This is a genomic window from Mycobacterium sp. NBC_00419 (genome assembly GCF_036023875.1).
Lineage (GTDB): Bacteria > Actinomycetota > Actinomycetes > Mycobacteriales > Mycobacteriaceae > Mycobacterium.
In genome coordinates this window covers 3,799,822-3,818,563 of record NZ_CP107931.1, presented here as the reverse complement: position 1 = coordinate 3,818,563, position 18,742 = coordinate 3,799,822, and the positions used below count along the sequence as shown (strand labels likewise).

Here is an 18,742-nt window from a genome sequence, read left to right as displayed (position 1 = left end):
CTTCCCCTATCGGCGAGCATCACCCACACTACTAACCTGACACCCGTCAAGTTTTGCGCATCAGTGAGCGAGGAGACCCGTATGACCACCCGGATCATGGACCCCGCAGCCCGTGTTCTGGCCGACCCGCAGGCCTACACCGATGAGAAACGGCTGCACGAAGCGTTGGCCCACCTGCGCGCGCATGCCCCGGTGTCCTGGGTCGACGTCGAGGGCTACCGGCCGTTCTGGGCGATCACCAAGCACTCCGACATCATGGACATCGAACGGCAGAACGACCTGTTCACGAACTACCCTCGGCCCCTGCTGGCGATCACCGAGGCGGACGAGAAGCTGCTGCGCGACCTGGAAGCCGGTTCCGGACTGCGGACGCTGATCCACATGGACGACCCACATCACCGCGATGTCCGCAAGGTCGGCGCCGACTGGTTCCGGCCCTCGGTGCTCAAGTCACTCAAGGCTCGCTGTGACGAGTTGGCCAAGATCTGGGTCGACAAGATGGCCGAGAAGGGGCCGGAACTCGACTTCATGACCGAGATCGCGGTCAACTACCCGCTCTACATCATCCTGACCATGCTGGGCCTGCCGGACTCGGACTTCCCCCGCATGCTCAAGCTGACCCAGGAGATGTTCGGCGGCAACGACGAGGAGTTCCAGCGCGGCGGCGACGTCGACGACATGCTGGCGGTGCTGATGGACTTCTTCAACTACTTCTCGGCGCTGACGGCGTCGCGCCGACAGACCCCCACCGAGGACCTCGCCTCGGCGATCGCCAACGCCAAGATCAACGGTGAGCCGCTGTCGGACATGGACACCCTGTCCTACTACGTCATCGTGGCCAGCGCCGGTCACGACACCACCAGCGCAGGCATCGCCGGCGGCCTGCGGGCGCTGCTGGAGCATCCCGATCAGCTGGCCCGGCTGCAGAACGACATGTCACTGATGGGTACCGCGGTCGAGGAGATGATCCGCTGGGTGGTGCCGGTCAAGGAGTTCATGCGGACCGCCCAGGAGGACACCGAGGTGCGCGGTGTGAAGATCGCCAAGGGCGAAGCCGTACACCTGACCTACGTTTCGGCCAACCGCGATGAAGAGGTCTTCGCCAACGCCGACAAGTTCGACGTCGGCCGCGATCCCAACAAGCATCTGTCGTTCGGCTACGGCGTGCACTTCTGCCTCGGCGCCTCACTGGCCCGCATGGAGATGAACAGCTTCTTCACCGAACTGATCCCGCGGATCAAATCCATTGAGCTGGCAGGGAAACCGGAACTGATGGCCACGACGTTCGTCGGCGGCCTCAAGCACCTTCCGATTCGGGTCGAGCTGAAGTGACCTCGGGCGGCGCGGGCTTGCGGTGGACGGCCAGAAAGCCCTCCACCGCTTTACGCGCGCACTCGCGGTAGTCGAAGTCGGTCAGGGTGCTGATCCGTCCGGCGACCAGCGGTCCGATCAGCAGCATGATGGCCTGCGCCCGGTCCACCTCGCCGAGTTCCGCGGCGGCCTCCGGGCTGTCGAAGATCGCGTCGAACGGGGCGCCGTACTGCTGGGCGATCCGTTCACGCAGGGTGCTGATCTCGGTGCTGTCCCCGTCGCCGCTACCGGGAATCCGTTCCATGTCGGGGCCCAGCGCCAGCCAGTAGGTGGCGGTCAGCAGCACCGGGGTGTCGGCGATCAGCTCGGCTTGCGCCTGCACCAGGGCCACCAGTCGCTCGCGTAGCGAGCCGGTCTCCTGCGGCATCGGTGCCGGCGGGATCAGACTGTTGAACGCCGCGGCCAGCAGGTCGTTGCCACTGGGAAAGTGGCGATAGAGGGTGGCACGGGCGACGTTGGCACCGCGGGTCACGGCGTCGACGGTCACCGCGCTGGGGCCGCCGGTGCGCAGCAGAGCGGTCGCCGCATCCAGCAGCCGCGCGCGGGAGCGCGCCGGCCGCGGGTCGCTGCGTTGGCCCGCCATAGTGCACTCCTTCCCCGGCTCATGCCACCCCGATCCAGCCTGACAAGGGTACCGATAGCCGTCTGCCTGAGATCAGCAGACGAACTCCGCGGCACGGTGGCCGATCATCGCGATGGTGGCATGCGGGCCCCGGCTGGTGATCCTCGGCAGGATCGATCCGTCGACCACCCACAGCCCGTCGAGACCACGGACCCGGCAGCGCGGGTCAACCACGGCGTACTCGTCGCCGTCGAGACCCATGGGCGCGGTACCGCACAGGTGTTGCGATGTCGACCACATCGGTTCGCCGAGTGTGGTTGTCGTCCCGGCGATCTCGACTGCCAGCTGGTGTCCGCGACGCAGTTCGGCGACATCGCCTGGTTCGCTGTCGTAGCGGTGCTCGATGAGCGGGGGCTGGGCGGGATCGGCGGAGACCAGCGTCACGCGGCCGTGGGAGCGGGGCCGCATCAGTGCCACCCCGAGGTGCGGCCAGTCCGGGGCGCCCGCACTGCCATCGCCCACCATCGAGATGAAACCCCCGGTATAGGGCCGAATCTCGACGTCCCCGTCGAGGAGCAGCACCTCCAGGACCGGGCGCCCGGGCGCGACCGCCCAGGTGGTCGGAATCACCCACTCGGGGTGATCCCAGGTGCGCTGACCGACCGGCAGGTCGGCGACGACCCGGACCCCGGCGTCGCGCAGGGCGGTGGCAGGTCCGATGCCGCTCAGCATGAGCAGATGCGCCGACTCGATAGCGCCTGCGGAGAGAACAACCCGATCGGCGGACAGGGCGACCGGCCCGCCCGGCCCGATCGCGTCCACTCCGGTCACCCGCGTTCCGTTCAGGCGCAGGCGCAGTACCCGGTGCCCAGCCAGCACCGCCAGGTTGGGCCGGTCGAGGGCCGGCCCGAGGAACGCCGCGCCGGGGCCGGTGCGGACACCGTCGACGATGTTCAGCGGAACGGCACCGATGCCGGGCGGGGTGTTGTCACCGACCGGTTCGGCGTTGAGGTCCGGCAGCCAGTGATACCCGGCCGAGTGCACGGCATCAACGAACGTCGCTGTGCTGCCGAAGAATTCGTGGGTACGCCTGACCGCGATGGGACCGCCGTCATCCTGGTGCGGGAAGTCGAGGTCGGTTTCGACGGCCCGGTAGTGTCCGCTCACCTGCGCCCAGGACCAGCCCGGTATTCCTGGGCCGTCGAAATCCTCGGGCAGGGCCCGGCAGAAGTATCCGCCGTTGACCGCGCCGGAACCACCGACGGTGGCGCCCCGAACGATGTCGGCCGTCCGGACCGGGTTCTCGGTGAGCGCCGTCCGGTAACGGCGGGCCACGGTGCTGGCGGCGCCGATCGGCAGTTGCAGCCCGTTGGACGTCAGAGCCCGGACACCGGGTTCGGCCGGTCCGCGGCCGGCCTCGACCACTGTGACACGGCACGAGGGGTCACTCGAGAGCCGTTCAGCCAGAACGGATCCGGCGCTGCCCGCGCCGACGATGAGAACGTCACTGTGAGTGATGTCGACGACCCGGCCCGTCGATCAGGTCTTGATTTGGGGCTTGAGCGGCCGCAGGGTTCGCTCCCGGACGACACCGGTCCACAGGCCTGCCCCGTAGGCGAGGTCATCGAGGCGCTTGAGCAGCACGTAGGCCACCAGGCCCACCGGCTTGCTCTCACCGTCGCCGCCGCGGTTGCGGGCGAACCAGTCCAGCACCCCGTCGAGCAGCGCAGCCACCAGAACGGCCTGCCGGCAGCGCCGGGAGAACAGTGCGGCCACCAGCGCCAGCGGCCAGTAGTGCCGACAGATCGCGGCGGCCAGCTGCCGGGCTGCCGCGCCGATTCCACGCAGCGTCAGGATCGCGACGTCGCGCGGTCCGGCGTCGGTGTTCTGCATCGTCTTGGCCATCCGCCGGGTGGTGAATCCGGCGAACGCCAACGATGCCAGGTAACCCGGCGAGGAGCCCAGGGCCATCAGCAGCCAGACCAGCAGGCTCCAGGCCGAGATCACGACCGGGGCCGTCTTGTCCGGATGGCGAATCGACAGCGGGGCCGCCGAGCTTCCATAGAACGCTTTGCGCCCCAACCAGTCCCGCATCTTGGTGCGGTGCTCATGGGCCACCAGGGCGATCGGTTCGTAGCGCAACCGCGAGCCGGATTCGATCAGGCGCCAGCACAGGTCGACATCCTCGCCAGAGGGCAGCGTCTCGTCGAAGCCGCCGAGTTCCAGCAGCACCGAGCGCCGGCAGATGACGGCCGCACTCGGAACGTAGGACACCGGACCGTAGGGCATCACCGGCGCCTCGCGCTCGCCCAGGTCGAGCGACGATCGGACCGCCTCGTAGCGGGCGACCAGTTGATCGCTGTGGCCCAGGCCGACGATTCGGGGGGCGACCAGGGCGACAGCGGGATCGCAGAAATGGCCGAGCAACGCTTCGAGCCACCCCCGCTGAGGCACCACATCGGAGTCCAGAAAGGCAACGAAATCTGTTGTGCACAAGGCTAATCCGGTGTTACGCGCAGCAGCAGGACCCTTGCTGCGGCCATGTCGAACGACCTCGACATCACAGCGGGCGCCCTCGAAATCACTGGCCGACACCGGAGTCTGGGAACCGTCGTCGACGATCACCACCCGCATGGCGCGCATCGACATCACCAACCGGTACAGTCCGAAGGCGTTGTCGCGCACCGGGATCACCACGGTGACATCCCGGTGCGAGGGACCGCCCGCCGGGCGGGGATGAGCCACGGTGGCGTCCAGCAGGGTACGGGCCAACTGCGCGCTGACGGCGTCGCGAACCTCCAGCCGTCCACCGTCGAGCAGGGTCTGCGCCGCCGGGGCCAGTCGCAGCAGCCGGGTGGGTGAACCACCCAGCAGCGCCGATCCCGAGGCCAGGGTGCGCACCCGCCGATCGACTTGGACGGCGAAACCGTCAGGCAGCCGGTGCTGGCTCATAAGAGCATTCCGTCGGGAGCAGGGCTCCACCGCTGCACGCGCCGGTAACAGTCGGCGACCATCTGGCTGAAGATGCGTTCGCCGTCGAGCGCGGTCGCCGTCGTCGGGTCACCCAGCACGCCCACCTCACTCACCGCGGCAACTCCCCCACTGCGCATCTGGGGCAACAGGGTAGCCAGTGGCTCCCGGTTCCCGCTACACCAGTCCTCGGTCCGCACGTCGGCAGGCGAAATATGTAGCAATACAGATGTTTCCGTGTGCCCGGCGTGGGCATCGCCGTCCTGCGCGACGCACGGGCTCCAGGCCGCGTCGCGACCCTCCCGCCGCAGCTGGGCGACCGCGGACCGCATCGCCTCCAGGTTGCCGCCGTGGCCGTTGACGAAAACGATCCGATCAGCCCAGCCGCACGCCGAGCGGCCGTATTCGACCAGGACGGCGGTCAGCACCTCGGTACCGATCGACACGGTGCCGGGGAAGCCCTCGTGCTCACCGGAAGCGCCGTAGGCGATCGCGGGAGCCAGCAGGTACTTGCCGGAGTCAGTATCGCGGTCGAGTCGGTCGGTGACCGTAGACGCCACGGCGGTCGCGATCCGGGTGTCGGTATCCAACGGCAGGTGCGGACCGTGCTGTTCGGTGGAGCCGACCGGAATCAAGATCGTCGGAGAGGTGCCGCGGAGTTGTCCCGATGTCGAGTTACCCAACTCGCTCCGCTGCGCCACGCGCCGATGGTAGGCCGAATTCACCTGGTATGCGCCAATTGTTCGCTAGAGATACCGATTTCTTTCGCTTTGGGGAGCCTGGGCGGGCCCGGCGGGTTCACCGCCGTCCCGTCCGTCACGCCAGCCACACCGGGCCGGCTCCCCCGGGACCTCAGTCCGCGGCCGGCGGCACGCCCAGCGCTCGTGCGAAGCCGGGAGGCATCAAGACGTCCTCGGCAGTCAAGTCGTGGATCGAGGCCTTGCCCAGCCCGCGCAGGACCGAGTCGATCCCGCCGGAGAGGATGTCCAGGACGTTCTCCACGCCCGCCTGCCCCGCGGCGCCCAGGCCCCACAGGTAGGCCCGGCCGATCATCACCGCGCGGGCGCCCAGCGCCAGCGCCTTGACCACGTCGCTGCCCCGGCGGATGCCGCCGTCGAGCAGAACCTCGATCTGATCACCGACTGCCTCGGCCACCGCAGGCAGCGCCCGGATGGCAGCCGGGGTGCCGTCGATGTTGTTGCCGCCGTGGTTAGACACCGATATCGCCGAAACACCGGCATCGACAGCACGTTTGGCGTCATCGACACGCGTCACGCCCTTGAGCATGAAGGGTCCGCCCCAGTACTCACGCAGCCAGGCGATGTCCTCCCACGTTGGCGGGGGCGTGCCCATCCACTCGCCGTACGCCTGGAAGAACGGCGGGCCGCCCTCGCCACGTGGGCCCTGATTGGGCACGCTCAGTGCCGGTGGGCGCAGCGTCTTGGCCCATTCCAGGAACCACCGGGGCCGGACCAGGCCCTCCGGCGACAGCTTCACGATGGAGGCCAGGTTCATCTTCTCGGGGATCTTGGGGCTGCCCCAGTCCCGGCCGTGCGAGAAACTCCAGTCGGTGGTGACGATCAGCCCGACCGCACCGGCGGCCCGGGCCCGGTCGGCCCGCGCCGCGATGGCGTCGCGGTCGCCCAGCCAGTAGATCTGGAAGAAGGTCTTGGGGTTGGCGGCGACGACCTCTTCGACGGGCTTGCTGGCGAACGAGGACAGCCCCATCGCGGTTCCGCGGGCCGCCGCCGCGCGCGCGACGGCCACCTCACCGTCGGGGTGCACCGCCTGCACACCGGTCGGCGATATCAAGACCGGAAGCGAAATATCCTGTCCCATAACGGTTGTCGCCATATCGCGCTTGGCGCATGCGCCGATGACGTGGGGGGCGAAGCCGAGCTCGCCGAACGCCTCGACGTTGTCGGAGATCGTCAGGCCCTTTTCGCTGCCGGCGATCAGCGCGGCGTACACCGACTTGGGCAGGCGCTTCTTGGAGCGCTCCTGCGCGATTGCGACGGTTTCGAACCAGGTATCACGTGCCATGTCTAGATCGGACTTTCGTTACAGGGCTTGGCCGGCGGGCGGGTGGCCAGCGTCAGCATGATCGGCTTGCCACGGGAGTGGTCGGCACTGGGTCGGGGCTTGTCCCGCTCGGCGGCCAGCCCGTACGCGCCGTAGCCTTCGACGCACTCCGGGTCCGGACCGTCCAGCGGAAGGCCGGTGAAGAACTTGGCCGCCATACAGCCGCCGCGGCAGCTGTCGTAGTGCCCGCAGCTTCCGCAGGCTCCGGCGGACTGCGGCTCGCGCAGCTCACGGAACAGCGGGGCGTTCTTCCAGACATTATCGAAACCGCCGTCGGACACGATGTTTCCGGCCAGGAAGCGGTCGTGGATGGCGAACGGGCAGGCGTACACGTCGCCGACGGGATCGATCAGGCAGACGACTCGGCCGGCACCGCACATGTTCAGCCCCGCCAGCGCGCCCGGTGCACCCAGGCCCGACAGGTGGAAGAACGAGTCACCGGTGAGCACCCCGTCGCCCCTGGCCACCAGCCAGTTGTAGAGCTGGACCTGTTGGTCGGCGGTGGGGTGCAGCTCGTCCCACACATCGGCACCGCGGCCCGACGGGCGCAGCCGGGTGATCCGCAGGGTTGCGCCGAAGCGGTCGGCGAGCGCCTTGAAGTCGTCGAGCTGGTCGACGTTGTGCCGCGTGACGACCACCGAGATCTTGGCGTCGGAGAAGCCGGCCGCGGCGAGATTCTCCAGCGCGCGGATGGCCATCGCGAACGATCCCGGGCCGCGTACGGCGTCGTTGACCTCCGCGGTCGCGCCGTCCAGGGAGATCTGGACGTCGACGTAGTCACTGGCGGCCAGCTTCGCAGCCACCTCGGGGGTGATGCGAACGCCGTTGGTGGAGAACTTCACTCCCACGTGATGGGCGGTGGCGTAGTCGACCAGCTCCCAGAAGTCGGGGCGCACCGTGGGTTCGCCACCGCCGATGTTGACGTAGAACACCTGCATGCGCTCGAGCTCGTCGATGATCGCTTTGCACTGGTCGGTCGACAGCTCACGCGGATCGCGTTTGCCCGAGGAGGACAAGCAGTGCACGCAGGCCAGGTTGCAGGCGTAGGTCAGTTCCCAGGTCAGGCAGATAGGCGCGTCCAAGCCGTGCTCGAACTGCTCGATCAGCCGGGGTACCGGTGCTACCGAGGTCATTGGGTTTCCTTGCAGGTCAACATGTTCGAGGAGGCGAGGACGCCGAGGGCATGCAGATAGGGCGCCTCGGCGTCGGATTCGACGCCGGCGGCACGCAGGGCCGAGTGCACGTCCGGATATTCGGACAGCGACTCGACGACGGCTAGGATCGTCCGGTTCTTGAGGAAGGACAGCTTCCTGGTGCCGAAGTGGTAGAGCAGTGCACCGAACGGCTCGGGTCGCACCGCCACCTGAGGATGCAGACGCCAGCTGCGGGCCGGGTCGAAGCTCGACCCGGCCACAGCCGGATCGCCCACAGCGTGGGCGGGCACGGTCAGTAGACCCCGCACATCCCGTCGATCGAGACCTCTTCGACGAGGGTCTCGGTCACCAACTCGTTCTCAACCTCGGTGTTCTGGCTCGGCTCCATCAAAAGCACCCTTTCTCTGCCTGGGTTCTCGACAATTGTGATCGAGGTCGCCAGAATATGGCATCGAGTGCCGAAACGGAAGAGGTGGGTTGATGGCGGGTGGTTCGGCAGGTGAGCCGGGGGCCCGGGTCGGTCGTCGGCGCTCCACCACCCAGGACCACATCACCGACGTCGCGCTGGACCTGTTCGCCACCTACGGCTTCGGGGAGGTCAGCGTCGAGGACGTCGCGCAGGCCTCGGGCATCGCGCGGCGCACGCTCTTTCGCTACTACTCGTCGAAGAACGCCATCCCGTGGGGCGACTTCGATTCCCACCTGCAGCACTTCCGCAGCCTGCTCGACGCAGCCAGCCCCGAGCTGCCCATCGGCGCCGCGCTGCGCGCAGCCCTGCTGGCGTTCAACACCTTTGACGAGTCCGAGACGCAGCGCCACCGCCAGCGGATGCGGGTGATCCTGCAGACCGCCGAGCTGCAGGCCCACTCGATGACCATGTATGCCGGCTGGCGCGGTGTGGTGGCGGCCTTCGTGGCCGAGCGCACCGGCGCCAAAGCCGGTGATCTGGTGCCGCAGTCGGTGGCCTGGCTGATGCTCGGGGTGGCGCTGTCGGCCTACGAGTACTGGCTCGCCGACGAGTCGGTGGCGCTGCCGCGAGCACTCGGCGACGCCTTCGACGCGGTGGCCCACGGCCTCGGCGGGCTCGACCGGGTCGCTTCGCCGAAATAAATCGCGCAGGACCGTCGGAGTTCGGCCCCGCGCGACGACGATAGAAGTGTGAGCGCGGATCCGGACGTCACCGATGCCCCGCGCCGGCTGCTGCAGTTGTACGACGACGCACTTCCGGTGGTGTACGGCTACTTCGTGCGCCGCTGCCCGGACCGCGCCACCGCCGAGGACCTCACCTCCGAGACGTTCCTGGCCGCCATGGACGCCGCGCGCCGCCCGCAGCCGCCGCCGATTGCGGTGCCCTGGCTGCTCGGGGTGGCCCGGCACAAGTTGGCTGACCACTACCGGCGCCGCCAGTACCGCGAGACCATCACCGTCGCCGACGTGCCCGACGCGCAGGCCGACGACGGCTGGGAGGCCGAATTGGACCGGCTCGTCGCCGAGAGCGTGCTCGCCCGATTGCCGGACGTCCACCGCACGGTGCTGGCGCTGCGCTACATGGACGACTGTTCGGTACCCGAGTGCGCACGACTGATGGGTCGCACCGTGCACGCCACCGAAGCGCTGTTGGTACGGGCCCGCCGGGCCTTTCGAAACCTCTATCCGGAAGGAGGCGTCCAGTGACCGATCCGTTGAATGTGCTGAACGCCGAAGATCCTCCGGTAGCCCCGAATCCGGCCTTCGCCGCGCGCCTGCGGGCACGGCTGGAGTCGGCACTGTCCCTGCCACCCGGATCACAAGGAGTCGAGATGAGCACCACCACATCGGCACTCACCGCGCTGACCGAAAACGCCCCGGCGGCCGCCGAGCCGCCGCGGCCCGCGGCGCTGCCGTACCTGACGGTCGCCGATGGGCGCGCTGCCATCGCCTGGTATCGCGACGCCCTGTCCGCCGAACTGCTCGGCGACCCGATCGTGATGGACGACGGCCGCATCGGGCATGCCGAGCTGGCGATCGGCGGCGGTGTCCTCTACCTCGCCGACGAGTTCATCGAGATGGGGCTGCGGGCGCCGGCGCCGGAGTGGACGTCGGTCAGCCTGATGCTGCACGTGCCCGACACCGACGCGGTGCTGACCCGCGCGCGCGGGCACGGCGCCCGGGTGGAGCGCGAGCCCTACCAGGCACACGGGTCGCGCTCGGCGACCATCCGCGACCCGTTCGGCCATCGCTGGATGATCAGCGGACCGCTAGCCGAGCTGATCCGCCCCGGCGACATCGGCTACACCAGCGTCTGCACCCCCGACGTGGATCTTGCTGCGGTGTTCTACGGCCATGTCCTGGGCTGGACGGTCGACTCCCGCGGCGAGGTGACGAATTCCGTTGAGCGCATTGGTCTGTCGGCGGGCGAGCCCAGCACCCTGTTCTGCTGCTACGCGGTCGCCGATCTCGCGGCGGCCCAGGCCGCCGTGACGGCGGCAGGGGGGCGCGTCGGTGCACAACGCCGATTCCCCGTCGGCGAGGGGTTCGACGCCACCGATCCGGCGGGCAACCCGTTCGGGGTCTACGCCCCGGAGCCGGGCCAGCGCCGGCCGCTGCTCAACGGGGCCGGGCCGGGTGAGCTGTCCTACGTCACCTACGAGGTCGGCCAGGCGGCACTGTTCCGGGACTTCTACGGCGCGTTGTTCGGCTGGTCCTTCGAGCCGGGCCGAGTCGACGACGGGTGGCAGATCGGCGACACCCAGCCGATGGCGGGTGTCGCGGGCGGCTCACCCCAGCCGTCGACCGTGCCGATGTGGACGGTGGCCGACATCGACGCTGCCGTAGGACGGGTCCACGACGCCGGCGGGCGCATCATCACCGAACCGGCCCAGCAGCCCTACGGGTTGATGACCGAATGCGCCGACGATCAGGGGGGCCGCTTCTACCTCGGCCAGTTCTAGCCGGCTGTAGGTCGAGGTCAGCCCAGGACGTCGGCGATCGGTGCGCCGGCGGCGATCTTGGCGCGGGTCTTCATGACCTTGCCCGGCATGCCGCCGCCGACCACCCCGACCACCGCCCCGTCGCGCTCATAGAACGCCAGGAACTTGCGGCCGTCATCCTCGACGACATGCACGACGTCGGTGGCCTCGGGCTCACCGAGGCACTGGATCTTCACGTCGTACTGATCGCTCCAGAAATACGGCACGACGACGACGTCGGGCGGGTCCTGGCCCAGCAGCGCCGGCACCACCACCCGCGCCTGCTCGGCGACATTGCTCCAATGTTCCACGCGGGCTTGATGTCCCGTGGCATCACGCCAGGAGGCGACATCGCCGAGCGCCCACACGTTCGCGGCACTGGTGCGCCCCGCCGCGTCGCAGACCACACCGTTGTCCACCTCGATGCCGCTGTCCGCCAGCCAGTCGGTGGCCGGGCGCGAGCCGATGCCAACCACCACCAGGTCGGCAGGCAGTTCGCTGCCGTCGGCCAGCACCACGGTGCCGACATGGCCGTCGTCGCCACGAACCTCGGCCACCCCGACGCCGGTCCGGACGTCGACGCCCTCGGCGCGGTGCAGCCGGGTCACCAGATTGCCGACCTGCTCACCGAGCACCGACGCCAGCGGCGCCGGCTGCGGCTCCACCAGCACCACGGCCACGCCCAGTTTGCGCAGGCTCGCCGCGACCTCACAGCCGATGAAGCCCGCGCCGATGATGACCGCGTTGCGGGCCGAGGCCGCATGGGTGCGCAAGGCCAGCGCCTCGTCGAAGTTGCGCAGCACCCGGATGCCCTCGAGGTCCGGGAACGACGGAATGCGTTTGGGGATCAGGCCGGTCGCGATCACCAGCTCGTCGTAGGCCAGTACCGAGCCGTCGGTCAGCGTGAGGGTACGCGCGGCGGTGTCCAGCGACCGGGCCGCGCTGCCCAGGCGCAGCGTGATGTTGTTGTCCTCGTAGAACGATGCGGGCTTGAGTGCGACGTCGTCAAGGTCGGCATGCAACACGTCCTTGGACAGCGGCGGCCGGTCATAAGGCAGGTGCACCTCGTCGCTGACGATGGTGACCGGGCCGGCGTACTCCGCCTTGCGCAACTGCTCGGCGGTGCGGGCGGCGGCCAGTCCCCCGCCGACGATGACGATGCCATTCTCGCTACTGATCACGTGCTGTTCTTACATGATCAGCGCCGGAATGTGTCAGCCAGCCCGACCTTGCCGACCGACCGGTTAGCTGATCAGGCCGGTGAACGGTCGATCAGGTTCGACAGCACCACGATGCTCTCGCTGCGCTCGATGTCGGCACTCGAGCGGATGCGTTCCAGCGCCGCCTCCAGGTGACGCATGTCGCGGGCCAGCACGTGCAGGATCGCATCCGAGGTGCCGGTGACGGTGGCGGCGCTGATCACCTCCGGGATGTCAATCCAGGCCGCCCGCAACTGATCTGGCGCGATCGTGCCGTGGCAGTACACCTGAACGTAGGCCTCGGTGTTCCAGCCCAGCGCGCTGCGGTCGATGACGGTGGTGAAGCCGCGGATGACACCGCTGTCGAGCATCCGGTCCACCCGGCGCTTGACCGCGGGCGCCGACAGATTCACCCGGGCGCCGATTTCGGCGAACGTCGCCCGCGCATGCTCGGCGAGCTCGGCCAGGATCCGCTCGTCGGTGTCGTCGAGACGGTCCATCCCCGCTCCTCAGCTGTGTACGCAATAGATCGCCACTATCATAGCCCCCACGCAAGAAAGTCATCCCCTAGACGCAATAGGTATCGATTGATTGCGTAAGAGGGCCACCATATCGTTGATTCATGACGATGTCCCCCGATGTCGCCGCCACCACCATGGCGCCGCGCGCACGCAACCAACGCCTCCGCCACTACGTCATGACCAGGCCGACGTTCTTCACCGTCGAGTACGCGATCAACCCCTGGATGGACACCACCACCCCCGTCAATGTCGAGCGCGCCGTCGACCAGTGGGAGAACCTGCGCGACACCTACCGCAACCTCGGCCACACCGTCGACCTCGTCGACCCGGTGCCCGGCCTGCCCGACATGGTCTACACCGCCAACGCGGGCCTGATCATCAACGGGGCCGCGATCGTCGCCCGCTTCAAGCACGCCGAACGCCACGGCGAGTCCGCGGCCTACGCCGGCTGGATGGACCAGCGCGGACACACCCCCGTCCACACCCGGCACATCAACGAGGGCCAGGGCGACCTGCTCGTCGTCGGCTCGATAATCCTGGCCGGCACCGGCTTTCGGACCGACCCGCAGGCGCATCACGAAATCGCCGCACACACCGGAATGCCGGTGGTGTCGCTGGAGCTCGTCGATCCGCGCTTCTACCACCTCGACACCGCGCTGACGGTTCTCGACGACACCACGATCGCCTACTACCCGCCCGCGTTCACCGACGCCGCACGCACCCGGCTGCAGCAGCTGTTCCCCGACGCTATCGAGGTCGCCAGCACCGACGCCTACGTACTGGGACTCAACGCGGTGTCCGACGGCAAGCACGTCGTGCATCCCGCCCAGGCCACCGGCTTCGCCCAGCAGCTCTACGACGCCGGATTCCACCCGATCGGCGTCGATCTCTCCGAGCTGCTCAAGGGCGGCGGATCGGTCAAATGTTGCACACTGGAGGTATTTTCGTGACCATGGCCGATACCGTCGCAAGCATGGTGCCCTCGTCGACGGCAGCAGCCATCGCACTCGACGACGCCTACGCCGCCCACAACTACTCACCGCTGCCCATCGTGGCGGCGAGTGCGCAGGGCGCCTGGATCACCGATGTCGAGGGGCGCCGCTACCTCGATTGCCTGGCCGCCTATTCGGCGGTGAACTTCGGCCATCGCAACGACGAGATCATCGCCACCGCGCACCGCCAGCTCGACGCGGTGACACTCGTCAGCCGTGCGTTTCACTCCGACCGGCTCGGGCCGTTCTGCGCGGCACTGGCCCAGCTGTGCGGCAAGGACATGGTGCTGCCGATGAACAGTGGCGCCGAAGCTGTCGAGAGCGGTATCAAGGTGGCCCGCAAGTGGGGCGCCGACGTCAAGGGCGTCCCCGAGGGGATGGCCAACATCATCGTGGCCGACAACAACTTTCATGGCCGCACCATCAGCATCGTGAGCTTCTCCTCCGACGAGAGCGCACGCGGCGGATTCGGGCCCTTCACTCCGGGATTCCGCTCGGTTCCCTTCGGTGACGCCGACGCGGTGGCTGCCGCGATCGACGAGCACACGGTGGCCGTCCTCGTCGAGCCGATCCAGGGTGAGGCGGGCATCATCGTCCCGCCCGACGACTACCTGCCGCGGTTGCGCAGGCTGTGCACCGACAGCAATGTGCTGCTGATCGCCGACGAGATCCAGTCCGGGCTGGCCCGCACCGGTCACACGTTCGCCTGCGACCACTGGGGCGTGGTTCCCGACATTTATCTGCTGGGCAAAGCACTCGGTGGTGGTGTGGTTGCGCTCTCGGCGGTGGTCGCCGACCGCGACGTGCTCGGTGTGCTGCATCCGGGTGAACACGGTTCGACGTTCGGCGGCAACCCGCTGGCGACGGCCATCGGCACCACCGTGGTAGGTATCCTGCAACGCGGCGAATTCCAAGCCCGCTCAGCTGAATTGGGCCTTCATCTGCATGCGCGCCTGCGCTCGCTCATCGGCCACGGTGCGCTCGGGGTGCGGGGCATGGGACTGTGGGCCGGCGTCGACATCGACACCCGACTGGGCACCGGGAAGCAACTGAGCATCGCGTTGGCCAAACGCGGCGTGCTGGTCAAGGACACTCACGGGTCGACGCTGCGCTTCGCCCCACCGTTGGTCATCACCGCCGAAGAGATCGACTGGGCCGTTGAGCAGTTCGCATGCGCATTGAGCGAAGCGGGCTGATAATCGGCTGATTCGGCCGCAACCCAGGAGGCACCTATGACGGCCCCGTCGATTTCCCTCACCGAGCAGATGCTGCGCCGGCGGCCCGTCATCGGCGCGCCTGTCGCACACGGTGCGTCCGATCACCTCAAGCGGACCATCGGAACCTTCCAGCTGACGATGTTCGGCGTCGGGGCCACCGTGGGCACCGGCATCTTCTTCGTGCTGTCGGTTGCCGTGCCCAGCGCCGGGCCTGCGGTGGTCGCCTCGTTCGTCATCGCGGGCATCGCCGCCGGGCTCGCGGCGATCTGCTACGCCGAACTAGCCTCTGCGGTACCGGTTTCCGGGTCGACCTACTCCTACGCCTACACCACACTCGGCGAGTTCGTGGCCATGGGTGTGGCCGCCTGCCTGCTACTGGAATACGGGGTGTCGATCGCCGCGGTCGCCGTCGGCTGGAGCGGCTACCTCAACAAACTGCTGGACAACCTGTTCGGCGTCCAGATACCGCACATGGTGACCGCGGCGCCGTGGGATTCCGATCCGGGCTGGGTCAACCTGCCCGCCATCGTGCTGATCGTAATGTGTGCGCTGTTGCTCATCCGCGGCGCCAGCGAGTCCGCTGCGGTCAACACGGTGATGGTGGTCATCAAGCTCGGTGTCCTGGCGATGTTCGCGATCATCGCGTTCACCGCCTTCCAGGCCGACCGCTTCGCCGACTTCGCACCGTTCGGAGTCGCGGGCATCGGCTCGGCAGCGGGCACGATCTTCTTCTCCTACATCGGCCTGGACGCGGTCTCGACCGCCGGCGACGAGGTCAAGGACCCCCAGCGCACGATGCCCAAGGCGATCATCGCCGCACTGCTGGTCGTCACCAGCGTGTACGTCCTGGTGGCGGTGGCAGCGCTCGGCACCCAGCCGTGGCAGGAGTTCGAGAACCAGGAGGAGGCCGGGCTGGCCACCATTCTGGACCACGTCACCGGAAGTACTTGGGCCAGCACAGTTCTCGCCGCCGGAGCGGTGATCTCGATCTTCTCGGTGACGCTGGTGGTGATGTACGGCCAGACCCGCATCCTGTTCGCCATGGGCCGCGACGGCCTGCTGCCCGCCCGGTTCGCGAAGGTGAACCCGAAAACCATGACGCCGGTGGGAAACACCGTCATCGTCGCGGTGGTGGTCTCGATCCTCGCCGGCTTCGTACCGTTGGACAAACTGGCCGACATGGTGTCGATCGGCACCCTGGTCGCGTTCATGATCGTCTCGCTGGGTGTCATCATCCTGCGCGTGCGTGAGCCGGATCTGCCGCGCGGCTTCAAAGTGCCGGGCTATCCCGTCACGCCGGTCCTGGCCATCCTGGCCTGTGGCTACATCCTCTACAGCCTGCACTGGTACACCTGGATCGCGTTCAGTGTCTGGGTGACTGTCGCCTTGATCTACTACCTGGTGTGGAGCCGGCATCACAGCGCACTGAACGACGGCGGTGACGGGGTGATCGCCGGCGCGGCGGCCGGCGAGGAAGTCGAGATCATCAACCCGCCCAGGGACGCGTCGTGACGGTCGTCGTCGGCTACCTGGCCGGGAAGAGCGGCACCGCCCCGCTGAACTTGGCGGTCGGTGCCGCCCGCACGCTGCGCACCTCGCTGACGGTGGCGACAATCGTGCCCAAACCGTGGACCACCCCGTCGCCGGCGCGCATCGACGCCGAATATGCCTCGTGGGCAGACCAACTCGGCGCCGACTCGGCCAAGGAGGCGCAGCGATACCTGGCGACCGTCGCCGACGGCGTCGAGATCGCCTATCACAGCCATGCGCACCGATCGGTGTCCGGTGGACTGGTCGACGTGATCGGCGAGGTCGGCGCCGACCTGCTGGTGCTCGGATCGTCGTCCAATGGCCAGCTCGGTCAGGTGGTGGTCGGCTCGACCGCCGACCGACTGCTGCATTCCTCGGCGGTGCCGCTGGCGATCGCGCCGCGCGGCTACCGTGCCGCCCGCACCGGGGTGCTGACCCGCATCACGTGCGGCTACCCCGGCACCCCGGAGTCGGTTCACGTGGTGAAACGGATCGCCGACCTCGCCACCCGGCTCGAGGTTCCGCTGCGGGTGATCACCTTCGCAGTCCGCGGGCGCACCATGTATCCACCGGAAGTCGGCCTGCACGCCGAGGATTCGATTCTCGCGGCATGGGAGACCAGTGCCCGCGAGATGCTGGCCAAGCTGCGCACCGATGGCGTCGTCGGCAAGGACGCGGTGTTGGCAGTGGTCAGCGGCAACGGCTGGGACCAGGCGCTCGACGCCGCCGAGTGGCAGGACGGCGACATCCTGGCCCTGGGTACCTCACCGCGCGGCGATATCACCCGGGTGTTCCTCGGCTCGCGCGGCACGAAAATCATGCGGCACAGCCCCGTTCCGGTGCTGGTGCTTCCGGGCTGAGGTCTAGTACTTCATCACGCCGCGGTCGACGCTGATCTGCGACCCGGACAGCGTCGCGGAGTTGTCCCCGGCCAGCCAGACCACCACATCGGCGACCTCGTCGACGCTCATGAAGTCCGACCGCTTGCCGGTCGCGCTCTGGCCGACCGGGAGGTACGGCATCGGCGCGAAAGCGTTGAGGTAGCTCCCGTGCGCACCGAAAACGCCGAGCATGGCGTCGTTTTCGGTCATCGGGGTGGCCACCGAGTAGGGATGGATGGAGTTGACCCGGATGCCGTACTCACCGGCCTCCAGCGCCAGCGAGTTCGTCAGCGCCGTGAGCCCGTGCTTGGAGGCGGCGTAGTGGCTGTTGCCCGGAGTCGCCTTCAAGCCCGCCGACGAGCTGACCACGATGATGGACCCGCCGTTGCCCGCCTCGATCATCGCCGGGACCACCGCGCGCAGGGTGCGCCAGGTGCCGGTGAGGTTGGTGTCGATGACGGTGTTCCACTGTTCGTCGGTGAGCTCCCACAGCCGGCCCCAGGACAGCACCCCCGCGTTGGCGACCAGGATGTCGAGCCGGCCGAACTGCTCCACGCCGTCGGCCACCAGCTGGCGCACGGCGTCGTCGTCACGGACGTCGACCTCACGGGCCAGCACCTTGCGGCCCTCGGCTTCCACCAGCCGCACGGTCTCGGCCAGGTCCTCGGCAGTGGTGCCTGGGTACGGAATGGTGTCGGAGACCGTCGCGCAGACGTCGGAGACGATCACGTCGGCGCCTTCCCGAGCCAGCCGCACCGCGTGGGCACGGCCCTGCCCCCGCGCGGCGCCCGTCACGAATGCCACTCGTCCTTCGAGGGTGCCCATCCCTGCAACCATCAGTGGTCCTTTCGATCAGCCCACGTCAGGCTAGCAAAGCCAATTGGAACGTGTTCTAGATCCCCTGCGGATACGGTTGGCACAGCCCGATACCAGGAGGATGCAATGACGACGAACCGGAAGATTCTGTGTGGTGTCTACGCGGTCATCGCCGCCGTGGCACTGGTCGGCACATGGAGTCAGAATGTGGCCTACTTCGGCAGTCCGGGCGGCTTCCTGGCGGACTTCCTATCCGACACGTGGGTGACCGCGGCATCGCGGTCCATCACCATCGACATCGTGTTGTTCGCCCTGGCGGCGACGATCTGGATGGTGATCGAGGCCCGCAAGTACCGCATCCCCTACGTCTGGGCCTACATCATCGGCGGGATGCTCATCGCGATCAGCGTGACGTTCCCGCTGTTCCTGATCGCCCGCGAGCGCACACTGGCTGCCGCCGCCGCGAGCGTGAATCCCCATACGCCCTGACCGGCGTGTC

20 protein-coding genes are annotated in these 18,742 nt (G+C 68.1%); 9 read left to right on the top strand and 11 right to left on the bottom strand.

Features of this window, described 5'->3' with window-relative positions:
* Positions 1-81 precede the first annotated feature (81 nt).
* A complete protein-coding gene (locus tag OG976_RS18170) occupies positions 82-1,332 on the top strand; it encodes a cytochrome P450 (protein WP_328351603.1) in 1,251 nt (416 codons plus the stop codon).
* Here OG976_RS18170 and OG976_RS18165 read toward each other — a convergent pair.
* From OG976_RS18165 to mftA, 8 genes are all read right to left on the bottom strand, one after another.
* Positions 1,298-1,954: a TetR/AcrR family transcriptional regulator gene (locus tag OG976_RS18165; RefSeq protein ID WP_328351600.1), complete on the bottom strand. Its 657-nt coding sequence runs from the start codon at positions 1,952-1,954 to the stop codon at positions 1,298-1,300. The two genes, OG976_RS18170 and OG976_RS18165, sit on opposite strands and share 35 nt — an antisense overlap.
* 72 nt (positions 1,955-2,026) lie before the next feature.
* A complete protein-coding gene (gene mftG, locus OG976_RS18160; protein WP_328363726.1) occupies positions 2,027-3,451 on the bottom strand; it encodes a mycofactocin dehydrogenase MftG in 1,425 nt (474 codons plus the stop codon).
* Between the two features lie 21 nt (positions 3,452-3,472).
* Positions 3,473-4,885, bottom strand: coding sequence for a mycofactocin biosynthesis glycosyltransferase MftF (gene mftF, locus OG976_RS18155; protein ID WP_328351597.1), 1,413 nt, complete (start codon positions 4,883-4,885; stop codon positions 3,473-3,475).
* On the bottom strand, positions 4,882-5,628 hold the full coding sequence (gene mftE / locus OG976_RS18150; RefSeq protein ID WP_328351594.1) for a mycofactocin biosynthesis peptidyl-dipeptidase MftE: 747 nt from the start codon (positions 5,626-5,628) through the stop codon (positions 4,882-4,884). The genes mftF and mftE overlap by 4 nt, the downstream gene beginning before the upstream one ends.
* 127 nt (positions 5,629-5,755) lie before the next feature.
* Positions 5,756-6,946 carry a pre-mycofactocin synthase MftD gene (gene mftD / locus OG976_RS18145; protein ID WP_328351591.1) on the bottom strand — a complete coding sequence of 397 codons (1,191 nt, stop codon included), beginning with the start codon at positions 6,944-6,946 and terminating at the stop codon, positions 5,756-5,758.
* Between the two features lie 2 nt (positions 6,947-6,948).
* Entirely contained in the window at positions 6,949-8,118 is a 1,170-nt protein-coding gene (gene mftC, locus OG976_RS18140; protein WP_328351587.1) for a mycofactocin radical SAM maturase, read from the bottom strand.
* A complete protein-coding gene (gene mftB / locus OG976_RS18135) occupies positions 8,115-8,429 on the bottom strand; it encodes a mycofactocin biosynthesis chaperone MftB (RefSeq protein ID WP_328351584.1) in 315 nt (104 codons plus the stop codon). Before mftB ends, mftC begins: the two co-directional genes overlap by 4 nt.
* A 2-nt stretch (positions 8,430-8,431) precedes the next feature.
* The gene (gene mftA, locus OG976_RS18130) at positions 8,432-8,527 is read right to left on the bottom strand and encodes a mycofactocin precursor MftA (RefSeq protein WP_167106026.1); all 96 of its coding nucleotides are present in this window, start codon (positions 8,525-8,527) and stop codon (positions 8,432-8,434) included.
* A 92-nt stretch (positions 8,528-8,619) separates the two neighbouring features.
* Between mftA and mftR the strand changes: the two genes are divergently transcribed.
* Genes mftR through OG976_RS18115 form a run of 3 tightly spaced genes read left to right on the top strand, consistent with a single transcriptional unit; the run spans position 8,620 to position 11,069 of the window.
* Positions 8,620-9,249: a mycofactocin system transcriptional regulator gene (gene mftR, locus OG976_RS18125; RefSeq protein WP_328351574.1), complete on the top strand. Its 630-nt coding sequence runs from the start codon at positions 8,620-8,622 to the stop codon at positions 9,247-9,249.
* Positions 9,250-9,297: 48 nt separating this feature from the next.
* Positions 9,298-9,813 carry an RNA polymerase sigma factor gene (locus OG976_RS18120; RefSeq protein ID WP_328351571.1) on the top strand — a complete coding sequence of 172 codons (516 nt, stop codon included), beginning with the start codon at positions 9,298-9,300 and terminating at the stop codon, positions 9,811-9,813.
* On the top strand, positions 9,810-11,069 hold the full coding sequence (locus tag OG976_RS18115; protein ID WP_328351568.1) for a VOC family protein: 1,260 nt from the start codon (positions 9,810-9,812) through the stop codon (positions 11,067-11,069). The genes OG976_RS18120 and OG976_RS18115 overlap by 4 nt, the downstream gene beginning before the upstream one ends.
* A 17-nt stretch (positions 11,070-11,086) precedes the next feature.
* On the opposite strand, the gene OG976_RS18110 is transcribed toward OG976_RS18115, so the two are convergent.
* Entirely contained in the window at positions 11,087-12,268 is a 1,182-nt protein-coding gene (locus OG976_RS18110) for an NAD(P)/FAD-dependent oxidoreductase (RefSeq protein WP_328351565.1), read from the bottom strand.
* 71 nt (positions 12,269-12,339) lie between these two features.
* Complete coding sequence (locus OG976_RS18105; protein ID WP_328351562.1) at positions 12,340-12,786, bottom strand: Lrp/AsnC family transcriptional regulator; 447 nt, start codon at positions 12,784-12,786, stop codon at positions 12,340-12,342.
* 122 nt (positions 12,787-12,908) lie between these two features.
* Here OG976_RS18105 and ddaH point away from each other — a divergent pair, with 122 nt between their 5' ends.
* The 4 genes from ddaH to OG976_RS18085 are packed head-to-tail and all read left to right on the top strand — an operon-like array spanning position 12,909 to position 17,406.
* A complete protein-coding gene (gene ddaH / locus OG976_RS18100; protein WP_328351559.1) occupies positions 12,909-13,757 on the top strand; it encodes a dimethylargininase in 849 nt (282 codons plus the stop codon).
* Positions 13,758-13,759: 2 nt separating this feature from the next.
* The gene (gene rocD, locus OG976_RS18095) at positions 13,760-14,995 is read left to right on the top strand and encodes an ornithine--oxo-acid transaminase (RefSeq protein WP_328351557.1); all 1,236 of its coding nucleotides are present in this window, start codon (positions 13,760-13,762) and stop codon (positions 14,993-14,995) included.
* 36 nt (positions 14,996-15,031) lie between these two features.
* A complete protein-coding gene (locus tag OG976_RS18090) occupies positions 15,032-16,528 on the top strand; it encodes an amino acid permease (RefSeq protein WP_328351554.1) in 1,497 nt (498 codons plus the stop codon).
* Positions 16,525-17,406 (top strand): universal stress protein, encoded by an 882-nt coding sequence (locus OG976_RS18085; RefSeq protein WP_328351551.1) that lies wholly within the window; start codon positions 16,525-16,527, stop codon positions 17,404-17,406. Before OG976_RS18090 ends, OG976_RS18085 begins: the two co-directional genes overlap by 4 nt.
* Before the next feature lie 3 nt (positions 17,407-17,409).
* Here the strand turns inward: OG976_RS18085 and OG976_RS18080 are convergent, their stop codons facing one another.
* On the bottom strand, positions 17,410-18,264 hold the full coding sequence (locus OG976_RS18080; protein ID WP_328351548.1) for a mycofactocin-coupled SDR family oxidoreductase: 855 nt from the start codon (positions 18,262-18,264) through the stop codon (positions 17,410-17,412).
* A 105-nt stretch (positions 18,265-18,369) separates the two neighbouring features.
* Here OG976_RS18080 and OG976_RS18075 point away from each other — a divergent pair, with 105 nt between their 5' ends.
* Entirely contained in the window at positions 18,370-18,732 is a 363-nt protein-coding gene (locus OG976_RS18075) for a DUF2834 domain-containing protein (protein ID WP_328351545.1), read from the top strand.
* The last annotated feature ends 10 nt before the right edge of the window (positions 18,733-18,742 follow it).

What these genes read in the sequence shown, in the direction of transcription:
- OG976_RS18170 (WP_328351603.1), top strand. Translation starts at nt 82, where the DNA reads ATGACCACCCGGATCATGGACCCCGCAGCCCGTGTTCTGGCCGACCCG.
- OG976_RS18165 (WP_328351600.1), bottom strand. Translation starts at nt 1,954, where the DNA reads ATGGCGGGCCAACGCAGCGACCCGCGGCCGGCGCGCTCCCGCGCGCGG.
- mftF (WP_328351597.1), bottom strand. Translation starts at nt 4,885, where the DNA reads ATGAGCCAGCACCGGCTGCCTGACGGTTTCGCCGTCCAAGTCGATCGG.
- mftD (WP_328351591.1), bottom strand. Translation starts at nt 6,946, where the DNA reads ATGGCACGTGATACCTGGTTCGAAACCGTCGCAATCGCGCAGGAGCGC.
- mftC (WP_328351587.1), bottom strand. Translation starts at nt 8,118, where the DNA reads ATGACCTCGGTAGCACCGGTACCCCGGCTGATCGAGCAGTTCGAGCAC.
- mftA (WP_167106026.1), bottom strand. Translation starts at nt 8,527, where the DNA reads ATGGAGCCGAGCCAGAACACCGAGGTTGAGAACGAGTTGGTGACCGAG.
- mftR (WP_328351574.1), top strand. Translation starts at nt 8,620, where the DNA reads ATGGCGGGTGGTTCGGCAGGTGAGCCGGGGGCCCGGGTCGGTCGTCGG.
- OG976_RS18105 (WP_328351562.1), bottom strand. Translation starts at nt 12,786, where the DNA reads ATGGACCGTCTCGACGACACCGACGAGCGGATCCTGGCCGAGCTCGCC.
- ddaH (WP_328351559.1), top strand. Translation starts at nt 12,909, where the DNA reads ATGACGATGTCCCCCGATGTCGCCGCCACCACCATGGCGCCGCGCGCA.
- rocD (WP_328351557.1), top strand. Translation starts at nt 13,760, where the DNA reads ATGGCCGATACCGTCGCAAGCATGGTGCCCTCGTCGACGGCAGCAGCC.
- OG976_RS18090 (WP_328351554.1), top strand. Translation starts at nt 15,032, where the DNA reads ATGACGGCCCCGTCGATTTCCCTCACCGAGCAGATGCTGCGCCGGCGG.
- OG976_RS18080 (WP_328351548.1), bottom strand. Translation starts at nt 18,264, where the DNA reads ATGGTTGCAGGGATGGGCACCCTCGAAGGACGAGTGGCATTCGTGACG.
- OG976_RS18075 (WP_328351545.1), top strand. Translation starts at nt 18,370, where the DNA reads ATGACGACGAACCGGAAGATTCTGTGTGGTGTCTACGCGGTCATCGCC.